The 25,664-nt window shown below is 62.2% G+C and carries 23 protein-coding genes and 1 riboswitch; of the genes, 11 read left to right on the top strand and 12 right to left on the bottom strand.

The genetic code is table 11. The features are described 5' to 3' along the window. From thiS to thiC, 3 genes are read right to left on the bottom strand one after another with little or no spacing between them, the layout of a single operon-like run. Positions 1-198, bottom strand: a complete 198-nt coding sequence (thiS, locus tag V8J82_RS21420; RefSeq protein ID WP_339978610.1) for a sulfur carrier protein ThiS — start codon at positions 196-198, stop codon at positions 1-3. After that, positions 167-1,135 carry an FAD-dependent oxidoreductase gene (locus V8J82_RS21415; protein ID WP_339978608.1) on the bottom strand — a complete coding sequence of 323 codons (969 nt, stop codon included), beginning with the start codon at positions 1,133-1,135 and terminating at the stop codon, positions 167-169. Before V8J82_RS21415 ends, thiS begins: the two co-directional genes overlap by 32 nt. Continuing rightward, the gene (gene thiC / locus V8J82_RS21410) at positions 1,132-2,931 is read right to left on the bottom strand and encodes a phosphomethylpyrimidine synthase ThiC (protein WP_339978606.1); all 1,800 of its coding nucleotides are present in this window, start codon (positions 2,929-2,931) and stop codon (positions 1,132-1,134) included. The genes V8J82_RS21415 and thiC overlap by 4 nt, the downstream gene beginning before the upstream one ends. Positions 2,932-3,030: 99 nt before the next feature. Further along, positions 3,031-3,151: riboswitch (TPP riboswitch) on the bottom strand. Positions 3,152-3,493: 342 nt separating this feature from the next. On the opposite strand from thiC, the gene V8J82_RS21405 reads away from it, so the two are divergent. The 5 genes from V8J82_RS21405 (at position 3,494) to V8J82_RS21385 (ending at position 8,969) form a co-directional block, all read left to right on the top strand. Further along, positions 3,494-4,330 carry a MurR/RpiR family transcriptional regulator gene (locus V8J82_RS21405; protein ID WP_339978604.1) on the top strand — a complete coding sequence of 279 codons (837 nt, stop codon included), beginning with the start codon at positions 3,494-3,496 and terminating at the stop codon, positions 4,328-4,330. A 30-nt stretch (positions 4,331-4,360) separates the two neighbouring features. Next, positions 4,361-5,479, top strand: coding sequence for an ABC transporter substrate-binding protein (locus V8J82_RS21400; protein ID WP_339978602.1), 1,119 nt, complete (start codon positions 4,361-4,363; stop codon positions 5,477-5,479). 75 nt (positions 5,480-5,554) lie between these two features. Then, entirely contained in the window at positions 5,555-7,300 is a 1,746-nt protein-coding gene (locus V8J82_RS21395) for an ABC transporter permease (RefSeq protein WP_339978600.1), read from the top strand. An 11-nt stretch (positions 7,301-7,311) separates the two neighbouring features. After that, on the top strand, positions 7,312-8,370 hold the full coding sequence (locus V8J82_RS21390; RefSeq protein WP_339978598.1) for an ABC transporter ATP-binding protein: 1,059 nt from the start codon (positions 7,312-7,314) through the stop codon (positions 8,368-8,370). Beyond that, positions 8,370-8,969 carry a histidine phosphatase family protein gene (locus tag V8J82_RS21385; protein WP_339978596.1) on the top strand — a complete coding sequence of 200 codons (600 nt, stop codon included), beginning with the start codon at positions 8,370-8,372 and terminating at the stop codon, positions 8,967-8,969. The genes V8J82_RS21390 and V8J82_RS21385 overlap by 1 nt, the downstream gene beginning before the upstream one ends. 68 nt (positions 8,970-9,037) lie before the next feature. Here the strand turns inward: V8J82_RS21385 and V8J82_RS21380 are convergent, their stop codons facing one another. Together V8J82_RS21380 and V8J82_RS21375 are read right to left on the bottom strand one after the other, a co-directional pair. Beyond that, complete coding sequence (locus V8J82_RS21380; RefSeq protein WP_339978594.1) at positions 9,038-10,147, bottom strand: Fic family protein; 1,110 nt, start codon at positions 10,145-10,147, stop codon at positions 9,038-9,040. 97 nt (positions 10,148-10,244) lie between these two features. After that, on the bottom strand, positions 10,245-11,264 hold the full coding sequence (locus V8J82_RS21375) for a LacI family DNA-binding transcriptional regulator (protein ID WP_339978592.1): 1,020 nt from the start codon (positions 11,262-11,264) through the stop codon (positions 10,245-10,247). A gap of 137 nt (positions 11,265-11,401) precedes the next feature. On the opposite strand from V8J82_RS21375, the gene V8J82_RS21370 reads away from it, so the two are divergent. From V8J82_RS21370 to V8J82_RS21360, 3 genes are read left to right on the top strand one after another with little or no spacing between them, the layout of a single operon-like run. Then, the gene (locus tag V8J82_RS21370; protein ID WP_339978590.1) at positions 11,402-11,911 is read left to right on the top strand and encodes a TRAP transporter small permease; all 510 of its coding nucleotides are present in this window, start codon (positions 11,402-11,404) and stop codon (positions 11,909-11,911) included. Beyond that, positions 11,908-13,191 (top strand): TRAP transporter large permease subunit, encoded by a 1,284-nt coding sequence (locus tag V8J82_RS21365; RefSeq protein WP_339978588.1) that lies wholly within the window; start codon positions 11,908-11,910, stop codon positions 13,189-13,191. Before V8J82_RS21370 ends, V8J82_RS21365 begins: the two co-directional genes overlap by 4 nt. 19 nt (positions 13,192-13,210) lie before the next feature. Continuing rightward, on the top strand, positions 13,211-14,185 hold the full coding sequence (locus V8J82_RS21360) for a DctP family TRAP transporter solute-binding subunit (RefSeq protein WP_339978586.1): 975 nt from the start codon (positions 13,211-13,213) through the stop codon (positions 14,183-14,185). A 105-nt stretch (positions 14,186-14,290) separates the two neighbouring features. On the opposite strand, the gene V8J82_RS21355 is transcribed toward V8J82_RS21360, so the two are convergent. From V8J82_RS21355 to V8J82_RS21330, 6 genes are all read right to left on the bottom strand, one after another. Further along, the gene (locus V8J82_RS21355) at positions 14,291-15,325 is read right to left on the bottom strand and encodes an ABC transporter ATP-binding protein (protein ID WP_339978584.1); all 1,035 of its coding nucleotides are present in this window, start codon (positions 15,323-15,325) and stop codon (positions 14,291-14,293) included. After that, positions 15,322-16,344 (bottom strand): oligopeptide/dipeptide ABC transporter ATP-binding protein, encoded by a 1,023-nt coding sequence (locus V8J82_RS21350; protein ID WP_339978582.1) that lies wholly within the window; start codon positions 16,342-16,344, stop codon positions 15,322-15,324. Before V8J82_RS21350 ends, V8J82_RS21355 begins: the two co-directional genes overlap by 4 nt. A 2-nt stretch (positions 16,345-16,346) precedes the next feature. Further along, positions 16,347-17,300, bottom strand: coding sequence for an ABC transporter permease subunit (locus V8J82_RS21345; protein ID WP_339978580.1), 954 nt, complete (start codon positions 17,298-17,300; stop codon positions 16,347-16,349). A gap of 14 nt (positions 17,301-17,314) precedes the next feature. After that, positions 17,315-18,238, bottom strand: coding sequence for an oligopeptide ABC transporter permease OppB (oppB, locus tag V8J82_RS21340; protein WP_339978578.1), 924 nt, complete (start codon positions 18,236-18,238; stop codon positions 17,315-17,317). Positions 18,239-18,300: 62 nt separating this feature from the next. Continuing rightward, on the bottom strand, positions 18,301-19,899 hold the full coding sequence (locus tag V8J82_RS21335; protein ID WP_339978576.1) for a peptide ABC transporter substrate-binding protein: 1,599 nt from the start codon (positions 19,897-19,899) through the stop codon (positions 18,301-18,303). Between the two features lie 286 nt (positions 19,900-20,185). Beyond that, positions 20,186-21,031, bottom strand: coding sequence for a hypothetical protein (locus V8J82_RS21330; protein WP_339978574.1), 846 nt, complete (start codon positions 21,029-21,031; stop codon positions 20,186-20,188). A 117-nt stretch (positions 21,032-21,148) separates the two neighbouring features. Between V8J82_RS21330 and V8J82_RS21325 the strand changes: the two genes are divergently transcribed. Next, a complete protein-coding gene (locus V8J82_RS21325; protein ID WP_339978572.1) occupies positions 21,149-21,886 on the top strand; it encodes a helix-turn-helix domain-containing protein in 738 nt (245 codons plus the stop codon). 12 nt (positions 21,887-21,898) lie between these two features. Here the strand turns inward: V8J82_RS21325 and V8J82_RS21320 are convergent, their stop codons facing one another. After that, positions 21,899-22,609, bottom strand: coding sequence for a DnaA N-terminal domain-containing protein (locus V8J82_RS21320; RefSeq protein ID WP_339978571.1), 711 nt, complete (start codon positions 22,607-22,609; stop codon positions 21,899-21,901). A gap of 430 nt (positions 22,610-23,039) precedes the next feature. Between V8J82_RS21320 and V8J82_RS21315 the strand changes: the two genes are divergently transcribed. Together V8J82_RS21315 and V8J82_RS21310 are read left to right on the top strand one after the other, a co-directional pair. Beyond that, positions 23,040-24,395 (top strand): AAA family ATPase, encoded by a 1,356-nt coding sequence (locus tag V8J82_RS21315; RefSeq protein ID WP_339978569.1) that lies wholly within the window; start codon positions 23,040-23,042, stop codon positions 24,393-24,395. Beyond that, positions 24,392-25,486, top strand: coding sequence for a ParB/RepB/Spo0J family partition protein (locus V8J82_RS21310; RefSeq protein ID WP_339978567.1), 1,095 nt, complete (start codon positions 24,392-24,394; stop codon positions 25,484-25,486). Before V8J82_RS21315 ends, V8J82_RS21310 begins: the two co-directional genes overlap by 4 nt. Positions 25,487-25,664 lie beyond the last annotated feature (178 nt).

Genomic DNA, 25,664 nt, shown 5'->3' with positions numbered 1-25,664 from the left:
TCAACCTCCCTGCATCGGCGCCAGAACCTCCAGCCGATCACCGGGCAGGATCTGCGTGTCGGGGCGCGCATCGCGCGGGATGAACTGACCGTTCAGGGCCGTGGCAATAGCAGGGTTGGTAAACCCCAATTCTTCAAGCGCGGCGGATAGGGTCTTGCCCGTGACCTCATGCGGCTGGGCATTCACGAGGATGTTCATGGGATGTCTCCGAAAGAAGGGTGTCAGCGACGTGCTTGGCCATGGCAGGGGCCAGCAGAAAGCCGTGGCGATAGAGGCCGTTCAGCGCCCAGCCCCCTCCATGGCGGGTCAAGCGCGGCAGGTTGTTCCCATAGGCGGGGCGCAGGCCGGCCCCGATCTCCAGGATGCTGGCTTCGGCAAAACCGGGATGCAGGGTGAAGGCCGCGCTCAGCAATTCGCTGATCGACCGGAGTGTAGGTGGACGGGTCGACGAGCTTTCGATCATGGTTGCGCCGATCATGTAAATGCCAGCGCCACGAGGCACGAGGTAAAGCGGAATACGCGGATGCAGAAGGCGCACCGTGCGGGTGATCTCGACCTCCGGGCATTGCAAGATCGCCATTTCCCCGCGCACCGGGCGCAGGCCGGGCAAGTTGGCAGCCGGTCCGGTACAGTCCAACGTGACCCCTGCGGGCGCTTCGGTTGCCCATCGGAACGAGACACCGGCGTCGCGCGACGCCATGGTCAGATCTATCAACGCCTGTCTCGGGTTCAGATGCGCTTCCTTGGTGAAATGCAGGCCCTGATCGAACCGTCCGCCTAGTGCCGGTTCCAACTCCGCGATCCCGGCGCCATCGACCGGCGTGAAGTCCGATGTGCGGCGCGCAAACCGCGCCACCTCTTGCCGGTCGCGCGGCGGCGCCACGACAAGCGTCCCAAGGCGGGTCACGGCTGTGACCCCACTCCACCACTCCACCGCATCACGCCCGAGCGTCACAACCGCATCATCGGCGCTTTCGCGTTCGCACCACGGGGCGAGCATCCCGCCCGCATAGCGGGCCACGCTGCCTTTACCGGGGCCACTGGCCCGGTCATAGACCGTGACCTTGGCACCGCGCCGCGCCAGTTCCAGCGCAGAGGTGAGACCGGCAAGCCCCGCCCCGGCGATACGGATCATTCCTTGCCCTCCTCGGCGGGAATATAGAGCTCACCGCCTTCGCGGAACTTGGCCGCCATCGCCTCCATGCCCTCTTTCTGCGCCTCGGCGCGGATGTCATGGCTGATCCGCATGGAACAGAACTTCGGCCCGCACATGGAGCAGAAATGCGCCACCTTATGCGCCTCTTTCGGCAGGGTCTGGTCGTGGAAGTCGCGCGCGGTATCCGGGTCAAGCGACAGATTGAACTGGTCCTCCCAGCGGAACTCGAACCGTGCACGGCTGAGCGCATCATCCCGCCGTTGCGCGCCCGGCAGCCCCTTGGCCAAATCGGCGGCGTGGGCCGCGATCTTGTAGGTGATGACGCCGGTTTTGACGTCATCCCGGTCGGGCAGGCCCAGATGTTCCTTGGGCGTCACATAGCAAAGCATCGCACAGCCAAACCAGCCGATCATCGCCGCCCCAATGCCGGAGGTGATGTGGTCGTAGCCGGGTGCGATATCCGTAGTGAGTGGCCCAAGCGTGTAAAACGGCGCCTCGTGACAGCATTCCAGCTGCTTGTCCATGTTCTCCTTGATCTTGTGCATGGCCACATGGCCCGGCCCTTCAATCATCACCTGACAATCCTTGGCCCAGGCGATCTTGGTCAGCTCACCCAGCGTCTCCAGCTCAGCGAATTGCGCTTCATCATTGGCATCGGCGATGGAGCCGGGGCGCAGCCCATCGCCCAGAGAGAAGGACACATCATAGGCGCGGCAGATGTCGCAAATCTCCTCGAAATGCTCGTAGAGGAAGCTTTCCTTGTGATGATGCAGGCACCATTTGGCCATGATCGATCCGCCGCGCGACACGATCCCCGTCACCCGCTCCACCGTCATCGGGACCATGTGCAGCCGCACGCCGGCGTGGATGGTGAAGTAATCCACCCCCTGCTCCGCCTGTTCGATCAGCGTGTCGCGGAACACCTCCCAGGTGAGATCCTCGGCGATGCCGTTCACCTTTTCCAGAGCCTGATAGATCGGCACGGTACCAATAGGCACGGGTGAATTGCGGATGATCCATTCACGGGTATTGTGGATGTTGCGCCCGGTCGACAGATCCATGACCGTATCGGCCCCCCAACGGATCGCCCAGACCAGTTTCTCTACTTCTTCCTCCATCGAGGAGGTCACCGCAGAGGTGCCCATATTCGCGTTGATCTTCACCAGGAAGTTGCGTCCGATGATCATCGGTTCGCTCTCGGGGTGGTTGATGTTGGCGGGGATGATCGCGCGGCCTGCTGCGACCTCGTCCCGCACGAATTCGGGGGTCACATAATCCGGGATGTTGGCACCGAAATCCTCGCCATCCCGCGCCTCAACCACAGCCTCGCGCAGCTGGTTCTCGCGGATCGCGATGTATTCCATCTCGGGCGTGACAATCCCGGCGCGCGCATAGGCCAACTGCGTGACCGCCTTGCCGTCCTTGGCGCACAGGGGCCGCGCGCGGACCGGAAATTCCGGCGTCAGACGGTCACCGGAGACAAAGCCGTTGTCCTCGGGCTTCACGTCGCGCCCGTCATAGGCTTCCACATCGCCACGCGCTTCAATCCAGGCGCGGCGCAGGGGCGCTAGGCCGTGGTTGATGTCGGTCACAATATCCGGGTCTGTATAGACCCCCGACGTGTCGTAGACGGTGACCGGCGGCTCTCCGGCTGTTGGATGGACGGAAATCTCGCGCATCGGGACGCGGATATCGGGGTGCTGCGTCCCGCTCACATAGATCTTGCGCGATGCGGGCAAGCCGCCGGTCGTGACCTTGGGGGTGTGGACGTTCATATCGGTGCTCCTCAAGCCAACACTTAAAAAGACACCAGATGAGGTTGGGGTGGGAAACACCGAGGCTACGCCCGGATACCGGCCCGACCACGGATAAACACCGATACGGCCCTAGCTTCCTACGCCAGTATCAACTGGGTCAGGTTCAAAGGGTCGCATCACCGGGCATATGCCCTGTCAGCCTCTCAGTCCCCTAGGCGGGACCCCCCTGCGTGCCCTTTGCTTAGGATACAAATTCGCGCAAAGCAAGTTGGCCATCGGCAGCACATCGCGGACATGGCGGATCATCGCGCCGCGTTTCAGGCAGTGAGATCATGGTTGGAGAACCGCAAAAATCATCGTCCAAGACACTTGGGCCATTTCAAAATCTCGATCCAAGGGGAAAACAGATGCGGCATTTGGCCAAAGGCGGATCTTTCTCAACCCTCTGAAATAATGGAAAATACTTCATTTGGTGACGCGCTGTTGCACGTCACGCATCGAGTGATTGTGACGTTTGCATGACAACTTGCAACGTTTTGTGAATCATGCAAGTATGCTTGCGACAGCGTATGGGAGAACAATGTCACTCATCGAAAAGATATCGGGCGAGGCGAGCAATCTTACGCCGAACGAACGTCGGCTGGTGCAGTCTGTGATCGAAAGCCCCACCGCCGCCGCCCTTGGGACAGCAAACGAATTGGCCAAGGCTGTGGGTGTCCACGAGGCGACAGCATCGCGACTGGCGCGCAAGCTTGGCTATGACAGCTACGCAGCATTCCGCGATGCCCTACGGGATGAATTCATCGCCACGCGTGAGACGGCGACACGGTTCGAAAAGACGATCACGGATAGCAGCTCTGACACCATCCTGGGCAAGCTCGCCCATGAAGAGGCCAATGCGCTTGGCCGGATCGAAGAATTCATCACAGCCGATCAGATCGCGCAGGTGGCCGAAATCCTCATGCAAGCGGGTCGGATCTTTGTCTACGGCTATGGCAATGCCGAAGTGCTGTCACTGATGATGATCAAACGCTTCCGGCGCTTCGGCAAGGATGTGCATCAACTCACTGCCGATCCGCGGGCCATGGCCGAACAGGTCCTCGGCCTGCGATCCGGCGATGCCGTGTTGATCTTTGCGTTCCGACGCCCGCCGCGGGCCTATGGCGCGCTGATCGAAACGGCACGCGAGGCAGGGGCGCGGACGATTGTGATCTCGGGCACATCCGGCGCGTTGCTTGCCCCGGCGCCGGATCATTTGCTGGCCGCGCCCCGCTCAGGTGACCCGGATGCGTTTCAAACACTGACCGTACCGATGACGATCTGTAACGCTATTGTCATCGCGGCAGGACATACTGAAAGAGACGAGTCACTGAAAAAACTCGACCAGTTGGGGCAATTGATCGAACGGTTTGAGTAACCAGGGAAGAACCCAAGGGAGATTATCATGATGGGTCTGACGACAACGCGCCTCGGCGCGATCGGTATAGTATTGTCCACTGCAGCCTTCGCCGATGGGCATCTGGATGAGATGACAACTGACGAGCTTTTGCCCATGGCCGAAGCGGAAGGCGAGGTCATCGTCTATTCCTTCACCAGTCGGATCGGCCGCGTCGAAACCGCGTTCGAAGAGGTTTATCCGACGATCGATCTGCAAGGCTTTGACATTTCTTCGACCGAGCAGATTGCGCGCCTGACCGCCGAGGCGCAGGCCGGTGTCACCAATGCAGATGTCATCTACATCTCGGATACCCCTGTGGTTCTGACCACTCTTCTAGAAGAAGGTATCATCACACCCTATGTCCCGCCGCGAGTTGCCGACCGCGTACCGGCCGAGTTCCAATCGCCGCTTCTGGCGCAGCGTTTGTCGACCAAAGTGCTGATGTATAACGAAGAAGCCAATCCCGATGGCGCGCCAATCTCAAACCTATGGGAGTTGACGACAGAGGAATGGCGCGGACGCGTCGTCATGGTCGACCCCCTGCAACGCGGTGACTATCTCGATCTGATGACCGAGATCGTCTTGCGCGCCGATGAAATGGCCGCCGCCTACGAGGTCCAATTCGGCGCCGAAATCACGCTCGACGGGGCCGCGAATGCGGGCGAGCAATTCATCATGGATCTCTTCGCCAATGACCTGATCCTGGTGGGCTCCACCGACGATGTGAACGCCGCCGTGGGCGCGCTCGGCCAGGAGAACCCGCCGGTTGGGTTCACCTCCTATTCCGACCGGCGCGACAACGAGGATGAAGGTTGGGCGTTGCAGGTGGCCAATGACGTCAGCCCGGCGTCGGGGATCATCTTCCCAGCCGTCCTGGCACTCGCCACCGAGCCCAACAATCCCGCCGCGGCCCGCCTGGTGATCGATTTCCTGATGGGGGACGAAAGTGAAACCGGCGGCGCGGGTCTGGCACCGTTCTATGTGGCGGGCGATTACGTGACCCGCACCGATATCCCGCCCCATCCCGATGCCGTTCCGCTGGACGAATTCAACGCCTGGCGCATCGCCCCGTCGGAGACCGCCACAATCCGGTCCGAGATCGGCGATCTGGTGCTGACCCTGCAATAACGGGTCATCGCTTCGGGGGTGTGTATATTTCAATACCCGCCCCCACCTCATCCATCAGCAGAAGGATCACCGGGTATGGCCGAGACCGCCATGAACACGCGTGGACGGCGCGTCCTGTTCAAACAGGGCACCGTGCTCAAGACATTCGTCCTTGCATTGCTGATCGCGCTGATCGTGCTGCCCCTGCTCAGAACCGTTCTGTTCACGCTGGAGCCGGACAATCTGCGGGCCTGGTCCGACGTCTTGGTCGGGCGGCTCAGCGAAAACCTGTTCTACAAGCCGCTGGCCAACACACTTCTCATTGGTGTGGTGGTGGCCACGGCCTGCGTGCTGATCGGCGGCTTCCTGGCCTGGCTGGTGGTGATGACCAATGTGCCCTACCGCAAGCTGATCGGCGTCATGGCCACCCTGCCCTTCATGATCCCCAGTTTCGCCGCCGCACTGGCCTGGGGCACGCTGTTCCGCAATGATCGCGTCGGCGGTCAGGTCGGGTTTCTGCAAGGCTCGGGCCTGGATGTGCCGGATTGGCTCGCCTGGGGTATGGTGCCGACGCTGATTGTGCTGACGCTGCACTATTTCAGCCTTGCCTTCACCATTATCGCCGCGGCGCTGGCCACAGTGAATTCGGATCTGGTCGAGGCGGCGCAGATCGCGGGCGCCAAGGGCCGCCGCATCCTGATGGGGATCATCCTGCCGGTCACGACACCCGCGTTGGTGGCTGCCGGATCCCTGTGTTTCGCGGGGGCGGTGTCGAACTTCGCCACGCCCGCCCTGCTGGGTCTGCCGGTGCGGATGCAAACGCTGTCCACCCGGCTCTTTGGAATGATCGAAGTCGGCCAGGTCAGCCGCGGCTATGTCATCGGCATCATGCTGGTCCTGATCTCGGGCGCCTTTCTCTGGGCGGGCAATCGCATAGTCTCGGGCCGCCGCTCCTACGCCACGATCACCGGCAAAGGCGGGCGCGCCAAACGCTTCGACCTGCGCGGCGCGCGCTGGCCGCTTTTCGCAGTCGCGATGACCATCCTGATGGCCAGCACAATCGTACCGGTCGCCGTTTTGGCCGCCTCCAGTTTCGCGCCCTCCTCCTCGGATCTCTTCGCGAACTGGACCACGCATTTCTGGATCGGCGAAAGCCGCCCCGATTTCGCCCAAGGCACGGCCGGGATCATCCACAACGAGGACATCCTGCGCGCGCTTTGGGTCACGCTTGGCCTGGGCCTCGCCGTCGCTCTGACCGGTATGATCGTCGGGCTTCTGGCCTCTTATACGGCTGCGCGCTACCGCGAGGGCTGGATGTCGGCCGCGATCACGCAGATCAGCTTTCTGCCACTTCTGGTGCCCGGCATCGCCTTCGGGGCAGCCTATATCGCCTATCTCGGCGCGCCTATCGGCCCCCTGCCCGCGCTTTACGGCACCTTTGCCCTGCTGGTGATCGCGGGCACCGCCTACCTGCTGCCGTTTTCGGTGCAAACCGGTCGCGCCGTGATCCAACAGGTGGGCGGCGAGCTTGAGGAAAGTGCGCGCATCACCGGCGCCGGGTTCATCCGGCGCTTGGCGGCAATCACCGTGCCACTGGCCGTGCGGGGCCTGGCGGCGGGCGGCATCCTGATCTTCGTCAAAATCGTCCGCGACCTGTCTCTGGTGGTGCTGCTTTTCACGCCCACCATGCCTGTCCTGTCGGTGGTGGCCTATCGCTACGCGTCCGAGGGCTTCACCCAATTCGCCAATGCAATCACCGTCGTGATCCTGGCCATTTCGATCGCCGCCACGCTGATCGCACAGCGGTTGCAAACCAAATCCCAGCCCTGGCTGCAAAATTGAGGGCCCGCGCAATGCTTGAAATCAAGAACCTCCACAAACGATTTGGCAATTTCGAGGCCGTCAAAGATGTCTCGATTTCGGTGCCCGATGGCGCGTTTCTGGTGCTGCTCGGCCCATCTGGCTGCGGCAAGACCACGTTGCTGCGGATGCTGGCCGGCCTGGAATTGCCAAGCGCAGGGCAGATCATCTTCGGCGATCACATGGTCTCGGACGGTGACGAAAACTGGTCGGTCGATCCGGCCAAGCGCCATTCAGGGCTGGTTTTTCAATCCTATGCGCTGTGGCCCCATATGTCGGTGCGCGGCAATGTGGATTGGCCGCTGAAGGTTGCGAAACTGTCCAAAGAGGCGCGGGACAAGCGTGTGACCGAAGTGCTGGAATTGCTCGATATCGCAGCGCTGGCCGATCGATATCCCAACGAAATCTCGGGCGGACAGCAACAGCGTGTTGCCATCGCCCGCACGATCGCGCCGAAGCCATCGGTCTTGCTGTTTGACGAACCGCTGTCCAATCTCGATGCCAAGCTGCGGGTCGAGATGCGGACCGAGCTGATGCGTCTGCACCGCGCCACCGGCGCCACCACGGTCTACGTCACCCATGATCAGATCGAGGCGATGACGATGGCCAGCCATGTCGCCGTCATGAACCATGGCCGCGTCCAGCAATTCGGCACGCCCGCAGATCTGATCGATCATCCGGAAACCGCCTTCGTGGCCACCTTCGTGGGCACACCGCCCAACAACATGGTGCCGGTGGTCAAGAACGGGGCTGGCTACAAGGTGGGCGGCCGCATCATGCCAATAGACCCCCCCGCTGCGGATTGTCTGGCGATGTATCGCGCCGAAACGATGGTCCTCGCCCAGGAGGAGGCCGCGATGACGCTGCCGATGGAATTGGTCGAGACAAGCACCATTGCCGGGCGCACCATGGTGACGGGTCTTGGCGACGGGATGCGTCTGACCGCGATTGTCGACACACCGCCCAAGGCGCGCATCGGCGACATCGTTCAGTTTCAACTGCCCCCCGAACCCGACAGCTGGTTCGGCCCAGACGGTGGGAGGATCCGCTGATGCGTGTCCTCCTCGTGCGCCATGGCCAATCGGAATGGAACGCCACCCGGCGCCTGCAGGGCCAGGCCGATATCAGCTTGTCCGAGCTGGGGCGCGCCCAGGCGCGCGCCTTGAGGCCGGTGATCGCCGAGATCGGACCGTGCCGGTCTGTCTCCTCGGATCTGGCCCGGGTCCGAGAGACCGCGGATCAGATCGGCGCGGTGGAGCCACGCTTTGACTCGGGTCTGCGCGAGAACGACCTGGGCGATTGGACCGGGCGCGACATCGATGACATCCAGGCCGAAGACGCCGCGGCATTTCAAGGCTGGCGCGCGGGCACGGCCACACCGCCCGGCGGTGAGACCTGGGCAGCCTTTTCGAACCGGGCCTCCGCGGTGATCGAGGCCGAGCGGGCGACACCCTGCGATAACCTTCTTGTGGTCTGCCACGGCGGCGTTGTCCGGGCGCTCCTGCAGCATTACCTGGGTCTACCACCGGCCCATATCATTCCCGTCGCACCCGCCAGCCTCACCGCCTTCCAGCTGAGCGATGACAAGCCCGCGCGATTGGAGCTTTTCAATTACCGCCCGGACGAGTTGGACTTCGCAGCGCCCGATTGACCGCGCAGTGCCATGCTTTGCGGGAGATCGGCAAATGCGCCAAGGCCCATGGCATGGCGCCCGTGATGTCAGGCGGCGACCAGATTGAGCCAGTAGCGCGTGTGGCGCAGCGCGCCGGTGCGGCGTAACGCGCCCATCTCGACCAATCCTTGCAAATCCCGCGTCGCCGTGGCCCGCGACGTCCCTGTGATCGACAGGTAGTTTTCAGCACTCAGGCCGCCCTTGAACCCATCCGGGCCTTCCCGAAACATCCGCGTGATCGCCTTCGCCTGCCTGTCGTTGAACCGATCCCGGAACCGGTCGTAGAAATGCGCCTTGGCGATGAAGAACCCGACCCGATCCAGCGTGACCTGCTGCGCGGTCAAGACCGTCTCGGCGAACCAGTCCAGCCATGGTGTGACATCCAAGGTCTTTTGGTGGCGCTCCAGCTGATCGTAATAGGCCTTCCGTGCCCGCTCGATCGTGAAGGCCAGCGCGATCAGGCTCGGCTGTCCGATATTCTGCGCCAGCGATTTCTCCGCAAGGGCCCGGCCCAACCGCCCATTGCCATCCTCAAAGGGGTGGATGCTCTCGAAGTAGAGATGGCTCAGACCGGCCCGCGTCAATGCTGGCAGAGGGTCCGCCCCGCCCGGACCCGTCCGGTTGAACCAATCCGTATAGCGGTCCATCTCGCGCGGGACTTGCGCCGAGGCCGGCGCCTCGAAATGCACTATGGGCTGGTCCTGCCGCCCCGATACGATCTGCATCGCATCCCCATGCCGCCGATAGGCGCCGATGGCCTCCAAATGCCTGTCATGGGACAGCAACATGCCGTGCCACCGAAACAACGTATCCTGCGTCAGCGGTACGGCATAGGTGGAATAGACATCGACCATCATCTCGGCCACGCCCTGTTCCCGCGGCTTCGTCGGATAAGTGCCGGGGGACAATCCAAGGTGACGGCGCAGCGAGGATTGCACGCTCTGCCGATCCAGCATCTCGCCTTCGATGGCGCTGGTCTGCATCGCCTCTTCGCTCAACAGATCGATGCGCAATTGATCCCGCTCGGACGGGCTGACATGATGGACGGCGCCCAGAATTTCACCCGATGACAGCAGGAAACGCTGCTCCAACGGCGCCATCGCAGCCGCATCATAGCGGAAATCCGGCCAGCCGGGCATTTCCCAGTTCCATGGCATGAGCGATAGATTCCTTTTCTATAGCTCATGTATAATTTATTTTTGATCCATAGAAGTCAATTCTATACCTCAAACCCCTGTCTATAGGCCCCTGCAGCTAAGTCGTGTTGCCTTGAACCAGGGTCGCAACGAAATCCTCTCGCGGTGCAAATACCTCTCCGCGAATCGAGGCCAGGACGGCCCGCGCCGCTTCCTGACCCAGCGCATGTCGCTCGATATGGACGGTGGTCAGCCGGGTGCGCACCGAATGCTCGAACGAGGTGCCGTTAAACCCCGCCACGGCGATCTGATCAGGCACCGCAAAACCTGCGCCATGCAGCCACGACAATGCCCCAAGCGCCATCGCATCATTCAGGCAATAGAGCGCGTCGATATCGGGGTGCTGCCGCATCAGATCCTGTATCAACTTGGATCCCGACCCGGCCTGCCGCGGCATGTCTTCATCGGTGCAGTCGATCAGCTCCAGGCCCACCCCCGTCAGCACCTCTTTGAACGCCTCCCGCCGCCGCGCCGCGCACAGGTCCTTTTTCAACTCCGCCCCGATATAGGCGGGCTTGCGCACGCCCTTTTCGATGAAATGCTGCGCGATCATGCGCCCGGCATCGGCATGGCTTGGTGCAATGTTACCGTCATAACCGGCATCCTGCTCGTCCCAAATCTGGATGATCGGGCAGGGCCAGCTTTTCAGCAACTGACTGGCCCGCTCCGATCGCCGAATGCCACCCGTCACGATCATCCCGGCGGGCTGCAGGGAAAGGACGGTCTGAATGATCTCATCCTCAAGATCCGTGTCGAAATGCGATTCCCCGATAAAGGTCAGATAGCCCTCGGGGCGGATGACCGCGTTGATGCCGCTGACCACATCCCCGAACACTGCATCATTGATCGACGGCAGAACCACGGCGACGATATGGCTGCGGTTCGAACTCAGCGATCCTGCCAGGCGGTTGGGCACATAGCTCAGATCCCGCGCCGCGGCCCGCACGCGCTCCCGCGTCTGGGCCGAGATGCTGCCGGTGCCGCGCAACACCTTGGAGGCCGTCATCTTGCTGACCCCGGCACGGGCCGCGACATCCGCCAATGTCGTGCGCTTCAGGTCCGATATCGATTGGTCCATAAGGCTCGCCCCAGCTCAGAAGTCATCCGCGTATCATCGCGCAAAAGGCGCACCGATGACACGCTTGACTCGACTTTTTGTTATCGATAACTCAAAAGGAAGGTTATCGATAACCTTTGTGCTGGAGGGAGGCCCGCATGTCCAGAGCGTTGCGCGTGTTTTGGTCCGCTGTGGATGTGGTGATCGCAGGTATTCTGATCGCGATGATCACGCTGGTCTTCGCCAATGTGGTGCTGCGCTATGGCTTTTCGTCGGGCATCCGCGAGGCGATCGAATTGTCGCGCCTCTGCCTTGTCTGGCTGGTGATGCTGGGCGCGGCGGTGGTGCTGCGCCGCAACGAACACCTGGCCGTCCACGAGATCCTGCGCCTGCTGCCGGCACCGATCACATTGGCCCTTCGGCGTCTGGCCTATGTCGTTGTCCTGATATCGGTCCTCATGCTGTTCTGGGGCGCTTGGGGCCAGACGGTCGCGAATTGGCAGAACATCTCGCCGCTGACCGGCCTGCCCTCGGGGCTGTTCTATCTGGCAGGGGTGGTCTCATCGGTATTGATGACCGGTCTGGCAGTGGTGCGGATCATCGACCCGGATGCCCGGCTGGACGGGGGTGTCGATGACGATCTGGCCCGCCGGGGGGCGGATCAATGACCCTGTTCATCTTCCTGTCGGTTCTTCTGATCGGCATCCTGCTGGGATTGCCCGTGGCGTTTTCCCTGCTGCTGGCGGCCATGGCGTTGATGCTGCACCTGGATCTGTTCAGCGCCGACATCCTGGGCCAATCGCTGATCAATGGCGTGAATAGCTTTCCGCTCTTGGCGATCCCGTTCTTTCTGGTCGCGGGCGAGATCATGTCGGTGGGCGGATTGTCCAAACGCATCGTGCATCTGGCCACGACCCTGCTTGGCCATCGGCGCGGCGGCCTGGGCTATGTCGCGATCTTCACCGCCGTTCTTCTGGCCGGTCTGTCGGGATCGGCGGTGGCCGACGCCGCCGCGCTGGTCTCGATCCTCTATCCGATGATGCGCAAGGCGGGCTATCCCGAGGGTCGCTCGCTTGGATTGCTCGCCTCCGGCGGGATTATCGCGCCGGTCATTCCGCCATCCCTGCCGCTGATCCTGATCGGTGTGGCGGGCAGCATCTCGATCAAAGATCTGTTTCTGGGCGGTATCGCACCCGGTCTGATGATGGGCATCACCCTTCTGGTGGTGTGGACCCTGATGATGCGCCGCGAAGATCTGGAGGTTCTGCCGAAAGCCTCCGGGGCCGAGCGGCTGGTGGCGTTGCGCGAAGGGTTCTGGGCGCTCTTGCTGCCTCTGATCATCATCGGCGGGATCCGATTTGGCATCTTTACCCCGACCGAAGCGGCCGTGGTCGCCGCGGTCTATGCCATCGTGATTTCCACATTCGTCTACCGCGAATTGACCTGGCGCCTGTTCTATCAGGTCCTGATCTCGGCGGGCCGGGCGACGGCGATGGTCATGTTCCTGGTGGGCTGCGCCATGGTGGCGGCCTGGCTGATCACCGTCGCGCAATTGCCGCAGCAATTGGCGGAGATGCTGGGGCCGCTGATCACGCAACCGCGGCTGCTGATGCTTGTCATCATGATCTGCGTTCTGGCCATCGGCATGGTGATGGACCTGTCCCCCACCATCCTGATCCTGGTGCCCCTTCTGATGCCGATTGTCCGGGAAGCCGGGATCGATGAGGTCTATTTCGGGCTGATGTTCGTGATGAACACCTCCATCGGGCTCATCACGCCGCCGGTCGGCAACGTCCTGAACGTGGTCTGCGGTGTCAGCCGCGTTCCCCTGTCGCAAGCCATCAAGGGCACCACGCCCTTCATCCTGGCTTATCTGATGCTCCTTGGCCTGTTCATTGCCGTTCCGAGCATCGTCACCGTTCCGATGAATATCTTCATCGGAAATTGAGACCCTTGGGAGGAAACCGATGAAACTTTCGCAAACCCTGACGGCGCTATGCGCTGTCGCCATGCTGGCCACGCCGGTGCTGGCGGAGACCACGCTGCGCTTCGCACATCCTACGCCGGAGGCGGATATCCAGCACCAGATGGCCGAGTTCTTCGCCGCCGAACTGGCGGAGCGGACCGATGGCGAAGTGACCGTGCAGATCTTTCCGGCGGGCCAATTGGGTTCCGATGCCCAAGCCATCGACGGTACACGATCCGGCACGATCGATATCACCATCGCGGGCCTGAACAATTTCACCGGTCTGATCCCGGAGGCCGCCGCCTTTACCTTGCCCTTCATGTTCCCCACCCGCGAAACCGCCTATCGCGTGCTCGACGGTGCGGTCGGGCAAGGCGTCGGCGACCAGATGGGGGATTTTGGCCTGGTTCTGTTGGGCTATCCTGAGAACGGGTTCCGCAACATGACCAACAATACCAGTCCAATCCGTGTGCCTTCGGATGTGGCGGGCCTGCAAATGCGGGTCAACAATTCCCAAGCGTTGTCCGACATGTTTCAGGCCCTGGGTGCCAACCCGATCCAGCTGGACGTGAACGAGCTCTACACCTCGCTAGAAACCGGCGTCGTGACCGCGCAGGATCACCCGATCCCCGTGACATTGTCGTTCCGCTTCTATGAGGTGCAGGATTATCTGTCGCTGACCCGCCACGCCTATTCACCGCTCGGCTGGGTAATGAACCAGAACAGTTTTGCCGACTTGCCGCCTGAGCATCAGCAGATCTTGATGGAGGTCGCCGCCGACGCGGTGGCGTTCCAGCGCAACCTCGCCATCGAAGGCGAAGAGGCGATGTTGGCAACCCTCAGCGAACATCTGGAGATCAACGATGACGTCGATGGGGCCGCCTTCCAAGAGGCCGTGCGCCCGGCCTGGGATGGCTTCATCGCCGATCACGGCGACACCTTGATCAACGCGATCCTCGACGCCTCGGCGGAGTAATCCGCGCCCCACAGGACACCTCAAACGGGCGCTCCGGCGCCCGTTTCGGCCCCAACGGATCGAAGGGCGGGGTCGGTCCCCCACCCCCATTCCCGCGGAAATCGCCTAAAGGGCCGCGCGCGCCGCGCTCTGCGCATGGGGCGCCGTGTCGTCGGACGCGTCATGCCAGGGGCAGGCCACCAGATGATCGGCGCCCGCCTGCTCCATCACCGGGCGCGCCTCGGCGCAACTGTCGCGCGCGATCGGGCATCGGGTCCGGAACACACAGCCCGACGGCGGGTTCAGCGGCGAGGGCAATTCGCCTTCCAGGATCGGACGGGTGCGCGCCTTTTCCAGCTTTGGATCGGGCACCGGAACCGAGGCGATCAGCGCCCGTGTATAAGGATGCGCAGGATCGCCCGTGACATCGGCGGCACTGCCCACCTCGACTAATCGGCCCAGATACATCACCGCGATCCGGCTCGACACATGGCGGACCACCGACAGGTCATGGGCGATGAACAACAGGCTCAGCCCCATCTCGCGCTGTAGATCCGCCAGCAGGTTCACCACCTGCGCCTGCACCGAGACATCCAGCGCGCTGACCGGTTCGTCACAGATCACCAGTTCAGGCTCGGTGATCAGCGCCCGCGCGATGCCGATGCGCTGACATTGCCCGCCCGACAGCTCGTGAGGATAGCGGTTCTGCAGGTTCGACAGCAGGCCAACCCGCTCCATCATCTCGCCCACCTTGCGGCGGCGGGTGGCGGCGTCGGTGTCGGGCTTGTGGGTCATCAGCGGCTCGGCCACGATTTGCCCGAGGTTCATCCGCGGGTTCAGCGCCGCCAGCGGATCTTGGAACACCATCTGCACATGGCGTCCGAAGCTGCGCCGCTCCAATGCGGATAAACGCGTCAGCTCTTCGCCCTTCCACAGCACTTTGCCCCGGCTCGCCGGAACCGTGCCCACAATCGCGCGCGCCAGCGTCGACTTGCCCGAGCCGCTTTCGCCGACCAGGCCCAGGGTCTCGCCGCGGTTGATCACCAGATTGGCGCCGCTGACCGCCTGCAATTGATCGGGGGCGGTCCACGGCATGGCGCCACGTTTCGGCACCGGAAAGGTCACGTCCAGATCTTCGACGACCAAAAGGGGATCGGTCATGCCTGTACCTCCGTCCTGGCCGCGTGGCAGGCGCGCAGCCGGTCGCCGTCAAATCGCTCCAATGCCGGAACCGTGCCGGCGCAGGGCCCGTGGGCCAGCGGACAGCGTGGCGTGAACGGGCAGCCGGCGGGAACGCTCAGCAGATCCGGCGGATCACCGGGGATCGTGCTCAGCGCGTCTTGCTGCACATCCAGCCGCGGCACCGCGGCCAGCAGACCGGCCGTGTAGGGATGCGAGGGGGCGGCAAAGACCTTGTCGGTCGGGCCCGTCTCCATCACCTGGCCGGAATACATCACCGTCGTGCGCTCGGTGGCGCCCGCAACGATGCCCAGATCATGGGTGATCAGGATGACGGCAGTGCCGAAATCCTCGCGGATATTGCCCAGCAGATCCATGATTTGCGCCTGCACCGTCACATCCAGTGCTGTGGTCGGCTCATCGGCGATCAGGATCTTGGGGCGGCAGAGCAGCGCCATCGCGATCATGATCCGCTGCCGCATCCCGCCTGAAAACTCATGCGGATACATGCCCAGGCGGCTTTTGGCATCGGGAATGCGCACCGCATCCAGCATCTGCGCCGATTCCGTCAGGGCGTCCCGCCGTGACAGGCCTTTGTGCAGTTGCAACACCTCGGCCATTTGCAGCCCGATCTTCAGATACGGGTTCAGCGAGGTCATCGGATCCTGAAAGATCATCGCGATATTCTGCGCCCGGATGCGGTTGAGCTGGCGTTCCGGCAGGTTCAAGACCTCACGCCCCTCCAGCTTCACCGACCCGGTCGCGCGCCCGTTCTTGGCCAGCAATCCCAGGATGGCGAAGGCCAGCTGCGTCTTGCCGGATCCGCTTTCACCCACGATGGCCAGCGTATCCTTGGCGGCCAGATCGAACGAGATCCCGTTGACCGCCTTGACCACGCCATCGGGCGTGCTGAAGGCGACGGTCAGATCATGGACCGATAGCAGCGGGCTGGCGGGGTCTGTGGCCACGCTTGTCGCGGCCGTGTCGAGCGTATCTGTCATACTCATCGATCCTTCGGATCCAGGGCGTCGCGCAGGCCATCGCCGACAAAGAAGAACGCAAACAGCGACACGACGAAGAAGAACAGCGGAATGGCCAGCATCCAAAGGCCCTGCCGCATCTGGTCCGACCCTTCATTGATCAGCGCACCCCAGCTTGTCAGCGGCTCCTGCACGCCAAGGCCCAGGAATGAGATAAAGCTTTCATAGATGATCATCGACGGCACCAGCAGCGTCGCATAGACGATGACCACACCCAGCAGGTTGGGCACGATGTGGCGCAGGATGATCCGCATCGGCGGCACACCGGTCGCAATCGCCGCCTCGACGAATTCCTTTCCGCGCAGCGACAGGGTCTGGCCCCGCGCGATCCGCGCCATATCCAGCCACGAGATCAACCCGATCCCCACAAACAGCATCAGGATCGACCGCCCGAACACCACCAGAAGCAGGATCAGGACAAACATGTAGGGGATCGACATCAGAACATCGACGATCCGCATCATCACATTGTCGATCCGGCCTCCGAAATAGCCCGCGATCGCGCCGTAAAGCGTGCCGACGATCACGGCAATCAGGGCGCCGATCATCCCCACCATCAGGCTGATCTGCGTGCCCTGGACCGTGCGCGCGAACAGGTCTCGCGCCTGGGCATCGGTGCCGAACCACAGGCCGGTTTCCGAACAGGGCGGGATCTCGTTATCGGGGCCCGACAGGAAACAGGGGCCCCCCGCATTATCCACATTGCCCAGGATCGACCAATTGATCTCTTCGATGGAATTCTGAGCAATTAAGGGGCCCAGCATCGCAAAGCCCCCCACCAGTATCAGGATGACCAGGCCAGCCAGCGCGGCGCGGTTGCGCAGGAAGCGCGCCCGGGCATCGGCCCAAAGGGATCGCGGCGGACCAGCAGGCTCGGAATGAGCCAGCGTGTCGGCCCGTTGACGGGTAGCGAGCATAGGTTCAGCCCCCTTCAGTAGCGGATCTTCGGATCGATCCAGGCGTACAGGATGTCGACCACGAGATTGAAAATGATGGTAAGCGCGCCAAACAGAACGGTGATCCCCATCATCACGCCGTAATCGCGGTTCAGCGCGCTGGCGACGAAGAATTGCCCGATCCCGCCGGTCGAGAAATAGCGGTCGATCACAACCGATCCGGTGATCATGCCCACAAAGGCGGGCCCGAGATAGGAGATCACCGGCAACAAGGCCGGTTTCAGCGCATGGCGCATCACGATCACCCGCTCCGGCAGGCCCTTGGAGCGCGCCGTGCGGATAAAGTTCGAGGTCATCACCTCCAGCATCGCGGCCCGCGCAATCCGCGCAATCGAGGCCATAAACGACGTGGACAGCGCGATGATCGGCAGGATCAGATATTCGATCTGCCCGCCCTGCCAGCCGCCGCCCGGCAACCAGCCCAACCACAGCGTGAAGATCAGCACCAGGATCGGCGCCAGCACGAAATTCGGCAAAACCTGCGCCCCGATCGAGACGCCGACCGCCAGGTAATCCAGCCACGTATTGTGCCGGATCGCCGCCATGATCCCCAGGGGCGCGCCCACCAGAACGGCGACGACAAAGCTCCAAAACCCATAGGTCAGCGTCACCGGAAAGCCCTGCTCGATCAGGTCATTCACATCCTGATCGCGGTATTGGAAGGACGGCCCGAAATCGAATTGCGTGACGATATTCCAGATATAGGTGCCGATCTGGGCGATGAAGGGCCGATCAAGCCCGTATTCCCGCTCCAGATTGGCCAGCACCGCGGGCGGAATGCCGCGTTCCGACGCAAAGGGCGATCCCGGTGCGAGATACATCAGGATGAAAGTCACAACGATCAGGATCACCAATACGGGGATCGCGATCATCAGGCGTTTGAGGATGTAAGCGAACATAATCGATCACGGTATGACCGGGGCAAGCGCACGTAAGGCGCCCACCCCGATACGTCCCGTGCTTACTCGGCGACGCGATAGATATCGCGGACATACCAGTTGTTTTCAGCGTTATCGAACGCCCAGTTCCGGATCGAAGGATCCAAAACGAAGTTTTGCGTGTAGTGGTAGATCGGGATGATCGCCATATCGCGCGCCAGAACCTCTTCGGCCTGGGTATAAAGCGGCTGCGGATCGTCCGCCGTGGCCGCCTCGGCCAGAAGGGCGTCAAACTCTTCCGACGTATAACGCCCGTCATTGTTGTCATTGTTCGAGGTCAGCAGATCCAGGAAGGTCGACGCCTCATTGTAATCCGCGCACCACGCGCCGCGGGCCAGATCAAATCGCTGATTGGCGCGAATGTCCAAATAGCTCTGCCATTCGAAATTCGACAGGGTCACCTCAACCCCCAAGGGCGCCCACATCTGGCTCAGCGCGATGGCGATCTGACGGTGGTTTTCGGAGGTGTTATAGATCAGGTCCAGCTGAATGGGATTGTCGGGGCCATAGCCCGCCTCTTCCATCAGCGCGATGGCCTGTTCCATGCGCTCATCCTGGGTCAATTCCGAGTAATAGATGGTCGGCTGCTCGAAATCGGCCGTCGCCCAATGGGCAAAGTTAAAGGCAGGCGCCTGACCGGCCTGCAGGATCTGGTCGGTGATCACCTCGCGGCGCACCGCATAGCTCAAGGCGCGGCGCACATTCACGTCCTGCAATGCCTCATGGCCCGTCTCAGTATGGTTGACCGCATAATAATAGGAACACAGCCGCGGCACCGCATGGGCGACATCGGGCATCTCGGCCTCCAGATCCGGGTAGGACCCCGCTGGCAGATCGTCCATCATGTCGAATTCGCCTGCCTGAAAGCGGCTCAACGCCTGGTTCGCATCATTGATCACATAGCCGGTGACATCCGTGATGATCAGATCGTCGGCGCCCCAATATTCCGGGTTCGGGACCAATCGGAAGAATTCGTTGACCGCAAGCTCGTCCAGGATGAAGGCGCCGTTGGTCACGATATTTGCGGGCTGGGTCCAGTCGGACCCGTGTTCTTCGATCGTGGCCTGAGGCGACGGCATCAAGGTGTAATGCACCGTCATCTGTGGGAAATAGGGCAGCGGCGCGTCCAGCTCGACCTGCAGGGTGTAATCGTCAATCGCCGTCACACCCAGCGTGCCTGGCTCGGCCTCACCCGCGATAACGTCGGCAGCGCCGGTGATCTGCGCGAGTTCCACATACCAGGAGTACTCCGATGCGGTGGCCGGATCGGCGGCACGGTTCCACGCATAGACGAAATCATGCGCCGTGACCGGATCGCCATTCGACCAGCGCGCATCTTCGCGCAGCGTAAAGGTCCAGGTCTGGTTGTCTTCGGTCGACCATTCGGTCGCCACGCCGGGCCGCAACGTGCCATCCAAATTCTGGGTCAGCAGGCCTTCGAACAATTGCCGCGAGACATGGCCGCCGGCGGTTTCTTCGATCAATTGCGGATCCAGCGTCGGGAACTGATCCAGCAGGCGGTAAGAGAAGCTTTGGTTTTCAGCGAGCGTCTCGCCGGTCTCCGGATGGGTCTCTTGCGCCGCCACGGGCGCGGACAGAACAAGCGCTGTCGCAGTGGTCATGGAAAGAAGAAAACGCCGTGTCATGTCGGTATATTCCCTGTGTCATTGACTTTTTACGGTTTTGGGCTCCGTCCGAAGCCGGGTGAGGTGCGTGGAACCTCGGCTGTAATGATTGGACGGTTTTTCCCCTAGGTCCATATATCCTCGCCGAACGGCGCGGTGAACGCGACGTAAACCGAATTGATCGGCGGAAAATCGCCATCGACACCGGCAAAAGCCCCGCAGATTGCGCGTTTCCGCGGCAGCACAAGGGCCGAGGCCAAGCGCACCTGGCCTCTGCGCCCTTCTATGGGACGGTCTGCGCCGACAGCGTGCCATCCAGCATCGCGGGCAGCAGCAGCATATCTTCATAGGCGCCGATATCGGCCAGCCCCGGCGCATGTTCCGCGATCACATGGGCCGTGCCATCCGCCTCAATCCGGAACAGCGCGCCGGTGATCCAATCATTGACCAGAAGGGCCCCGTTCAGTCGAACGATTCCATCGAGATTGCCAACCGCATCGGCCAAGACGGTGATCTCCCGGTCGGACAGATCCACCGCCAACAGCGCGCCGGGCATCTCGGTCGAAAAATCGGCCCGCAGCCCTTCGCCCCAGGACCCGACCAACAGCCGATCCTCCTCGAGCAACAGCCCGTTGGGATGCGCCAGACGATCATTCTGCAACCATGGCAGGGCCAACCCATCGGTATAAAGCCAGATCCGATTGGCCATCAGATCGCTGACAAATGCGCGTGTCCCATCCGAGGTCACATCGTTCAGGAAAACCGCGCCCTCCAGATCAAGGCTGCGCATCACGGTTCCGGTCGCCAGATCGATCTCGTGCAGCCGGGTTAAATCGGCCACCAAAAGCGTCGTACCGACAATCGCCATGCCCTTCGGCGCATCCAGCCCCGCCACCCAGGCGCGATCAAGCACCGCGCCATCGGGGGAGAGCAGCGCCAGCGTCCCGTCGCCGTCGGCCGCCCCCGGATCGCCACCCATCACACTCAGGACAATCCGATCATGTATCGGATCGTAAATCGCGCTTTCGGGCATATCGAACGGGCCCGTGGTCCAATCCGCCGGGTCGGCCAGGCTCGGGGTCAGACTCGTCACAGCCACTGACAGACATAGCGCGATCAAAAGTTTCATGCTCTGCTCCTTTTAAGATGGCGCAGAGATTACAAAGTGATCCTTGTATGTATATTTTTGACTTTCTGGTATCACTATAAGATACCTTTTGGGAAACACGGTATCGCAGGGGCCCAGATGCAATCCGAACTTTTCGACCTTCTGCGCACGGTGCTGAAGGCCCGCGGCCTCACCTATGCGGCGCTGGCCAAGCGTCTGGACCTGTCCGAGCCGACGATCAAACGCATCTTTGCCGAACGCGATTGCAAGCTCAGCCGGATGACCGCCATCTGCAGCGTGCTTGATCTCACGCTCGACGATCTGGTGGCCGAGGCCAATCGCGTGGAGGTCACGCCGGTCTCGCTTGGCGACCGGATCGAGGCGCGGCTGGCCGATGACCGCCCCGCCTTTCACCTGTTTCTTCTGCTGCTCGACGGCATGACCTCCGAAGCGATCCAGAACCATTACGGCCTGGACGATCTGGCCCTATTCGCCATCGGGCGGCGGTTGGAAAAACTCTCACTGGTCGAGGTGATGCCCGGCGGGCGTCTGCGCTTGAACATGCAGGGCCCGGTCGAATTCCGGCGCGACGGGCCGCTCCACCGGACCTTGCTGGATCTCAACATGAATTTCCTGCGCGCCACCTATCTGGATCAGTATACCGAGCATTCGGCGTTTCTGACCCAAAGTCGGCGCGTCTCCGCCAAGACCGCCCGGCATATGCTGACCCAATTGCGCGCGCTCCGAGCTGAGCTGTCCGATCTCGCCCGAAAGGATCAGCTCACCCAACCTGACGCCGCGCTGCACAGCTATAAGCTCAGTCTCGCCTGGTCGCCGGTCGCCTTTTCCGAGCTGCTGGATCTCGACGCGGACTGACCGTGGCGCCCCCTACCCCTCCGCGATGATCTGGATATCGCGCGCGCGCCCGATCTCCGCCGTCACAGCCGCCAGCAAACGCATCGCAAAATGCGCCTGCAGGTAGGTCGCCACAAACCGCGACGGCGCCAGAAGCGTCAGGGTGCCGTTCTCCAGATCCACCGCCTGCAGGCCCGCAAACCACGCCTCGAACAGCGCCGGGTTCTCCTCCCGCAGCCGCGCCGCCACCTTGGCCCATCCGGTGCCATTATCCTCCACCGGCAATGACGCGCGCAGCGGGATCACATTGGTTTCCGCGCGCTTCTCCGGCGTATCGGTCATCCGCGCCACGAAATCCGGCCCCACCGCCGCCCAATGGGGCATGGTCGCGCGCAAAACCGCGGGCAGGTCGATCTTGTATTGCGCCACCCTGCCCCGCGCCGCCGGAACCGAAACTGCGATCCATCCCAACGCTTTCATCTGGGCCATCTCGCGCTTTGCGGTCCGCTCCGTCACACCCCACATCCGCGCCATTTCCTTGCGCCCGACCGAAAAGCTGCCGCTGCGCCAGTTGAACCGCGCGGTGATCAGCAGCGATAAGCGCAACGCCAACCGCGCCGCCGTTGCCTCTCCGCAGGTCGAGGTCACCAGCAAGGCCGTCAGAATGTCATACTTGATCGCTGAGGCACCGGGCCCAATCGTCGGCCTGCTAAGGGCATAGATGCCCGTCTCGTGTTGCGCCATGCCCAGGGCCCGCCTTGATGCTCTGCCTTGATCGGATAACGCGATCCCCCATCTGGTGCGGAGGCTTTTAGACGCTTTTCCCGATCTTGCAGCGATTAACGTTGGCAGACGCCTGTTTGTCAAGGCTGGCGATAATCTGACCCAATCCACTCCCCCTTAATTTCAGAAAAACGGGTATAAATTGGTAATAGGGGACATTCATGGCGTCCCCCTATCTTGCCTGGATGTCCCCCCAACATCTCGCGGAGCATCTCGGACGTCCCCCCAAATCTCACGGTCTCAGCGCGCCGCACGCCCCTTCGCCGATTCGCGCAACACAGGCAGCGCACGCGGTATAATGCGCAGAACCCAACGTAAAATTATCCATCTCGACAAAAAACGCAAATTGGGCGTAAATCAGAAAAGAGCAGTTAATAACGTCCGAGGCACCATGTTAACGCATTCCGATCTCCGCACGCTCCAGGCCCGCTCGCTCAAGATACAGGGCTGGATCCGACAGCAGACCTTTTCGCCCGAGAATGAAAAGACGCTGCGCCGCTTCTCGTCCTGGGAAGTGTCCGAACTGATCTTCGGCATGAACCAATCCACCTTCCGCGGCAAGCTCGCCGCCGACCCCACCTTACCCGCGGGTAAGGTCGAACCCGATGGGCGGCAGCGTTGGTTCTCCCTTGAAGAGGTCAACGTGCTCCGCCGCAAGCTTAAGCCGCGCGGCAAGCCGTTGATGCCCGCCCGCCCCCAAGGCCGCGCCTTCCGCACCGCCATCGCCAATTTCAAGGGGGGCGCGGGCAAGTCCACCGTCGCGCTGCATTTCGCCCATGCCGCCGCGCTCGATGGCTACCGTGTCCTCTGCGTCGATTTCGATCCGCAGGCGACGCTCAGCCATTCCATGGGCCTCGCCGATGTCAGCGAAGAGCATACCGTTTGGGGCATCATGGCCCGCGATCTGATCCGCGAGACCGAGGCGCAGAACAGCGCGCCCCGGGGGGCGTCCAGCGGCACCGCCCTGCCCCGCCGCGCGATCCCGGCCAGCATCACCGATCTGGGCCTGCAGGATTTGCGCCTCAGCGATTTCATTCAGCCCACCAATTGGCCGACCATCGACATCATCCCCTCCTGTGCCAATGCGGCCTTCGTTGAATTTGCGTCGGCCCAGTACCGGCATCTGAACCCCGAATGGTCGTTCTTCGCGGCGGTCAATCGCTTCCTGGATCAGCTGCCGGACGACCAATGGGATCTGATCTTCTTCGATTGCCCGCCCGCCATTGGCTATCAGTCGATGAATGCCGTCTTCGCCGCCGACATGCTCTACATCCCCTCGGGCCCCGGCTATTGGGAATATGACAGCACCACCAGTTTCATCGGCCAGCTTTCCGAGGCGCTGGAGGATCTCGCCTATGGGTTCGAGGGCACCTTATCCGCGGATAAGGTCGCGCTGCCAAAAGTCTTCCGCGACATCCGGTTCCTGCTCACCCGCTATGAACCTGGCAACGATCTGCACCGCGCGATGTTCGATGCGTTCGGCAAGGTGTTCGAGGATAAGCTTGCGCAACATCCCGTTGAGATGACGCGCGCCGTTGAGCAATCGGGCCGCTTCCTCTCCTCGATCTACGAGATGGATTACCGCGAGATGACGCGCGAGACCTGGCGCCGCGCACGGGCCAGTTTCGACCGCGCCTATGATGAGTTCCACGGCGTGATGCTGCCCCATTGGCAGGCCATGGGCGCGCCCACCTTACCCGCGGATAAGGTCGCGCCTGAACCGATGCCCGCAGGAGATCTCGCATGACCCGTAAGAAACGCATGTTCGATATCGAGATGCCGGTGGAAGACGCCCCCGCGGCCGAGGCTCCCACCCCGCAACGCCGCGGCCCCATGGCCAGCGCCATTTCCGAGAATGCCGAGGCGCTCCAGGCCCGCAAATCCGCCGCCGATGCGATCCGGGCGGAGAACGATGCGCTCGCCCATGAATATGTAGCGCTGCGCGATGCCGGTCATATCGTGCGCGCCGTGGCGCTCGAGGACGTCCATTGCCGGATGTTGGTGCGGGACCGTCTGCCCGGCGCCGATATGGAGATGGCCGAACTGGTGACCTCGATCCGCGATCTGGGCCTGTCCAATCCGATCCGCGTCATGCCGCGCCCGGACGGCGACAGCTATGAACTTGTGCAGGGTTACCGCCGCCTCACCGCTTATCGGCAATTGCTCGATGAGACCGGCGATGCGCAATGGGCCACGATCCCCGCGCTGGTTCTGCCGGGGGCCACCGATGTGGCCGGGCTCTATCGGCGCATGGTCGATGAGAATGTGATCCGCAAGGATCTGTCCTTCGCCGAGATGGCCTATGCCGCCCAGAACTACGCCGCCGATCCCGCCACTGGCGCCACGGATCTGTCCGAGGCTGTCGCGGCTCTCTTTCAATCCGCGCCCTATTCCAAGCGCAGCTATATCCGCTCCTTCGCCTTCCTCCTGGACACGCTCGGCGGGGCGCTGACCTATCCCGCCGAGATCCCGCGTGCCCTCGGGGTGGAACTGTCGCGGTTGCTCAAGGAGCATCCCGATGTTGCCGAGGCTGTGCGCCGAGATCTTCAGGCGCTCGGGTCAGAGCCCGCGATCCGCGATGAGCTGGACGTGCTGCGCCGCTATGCCAAGGCCGACGCGTTCGACGTGGTGCCAGAGCGGGCGAAGGCGCCGAAAGCTGCGGCGGGGCAGGGCAGGGCGAAGGCCAAGACAACCTTCCATATCCGCAGCGCCCATGGCCAGGTGAAATGCACCGCGGGTCAGGGCCGGTTGGAAATCAAGGTGGATCGCGACTTTACCTCGATCGACCGTGCCCGTCTAGAACAGGCCATCGCAACATTGGTCGACGGTCTCAGCTGACCTTATCCGCGGATAAGGTGGGGCCGGGGGGCTTTGTCCTGCCTCGCTTTTTTACTCACAGCCCTGCGGCTTTTGTGAGGTTGACGCGGAACCGGTCTCTGCGGCGTTGGTATCTTCGTGTCATTTCTGCGGAGGCGTGTCCGAGGTGGCTTTGGACGTGGCGTTCGTCGATTTCGGC

The organism is Gymnodinialimonas mytili (assembly GCF_037544085.1).
Lineage (GTDB): Bacteria > Pseudomonadota > Alphaproteobacteria > Rhodobacterales > Rhodobacteraceae > Gymnodinialimonas > Gymnodinialimonas mytili.
This window is presented reverse-complemented; position numbering and strand designations above follow the sequence as displayed.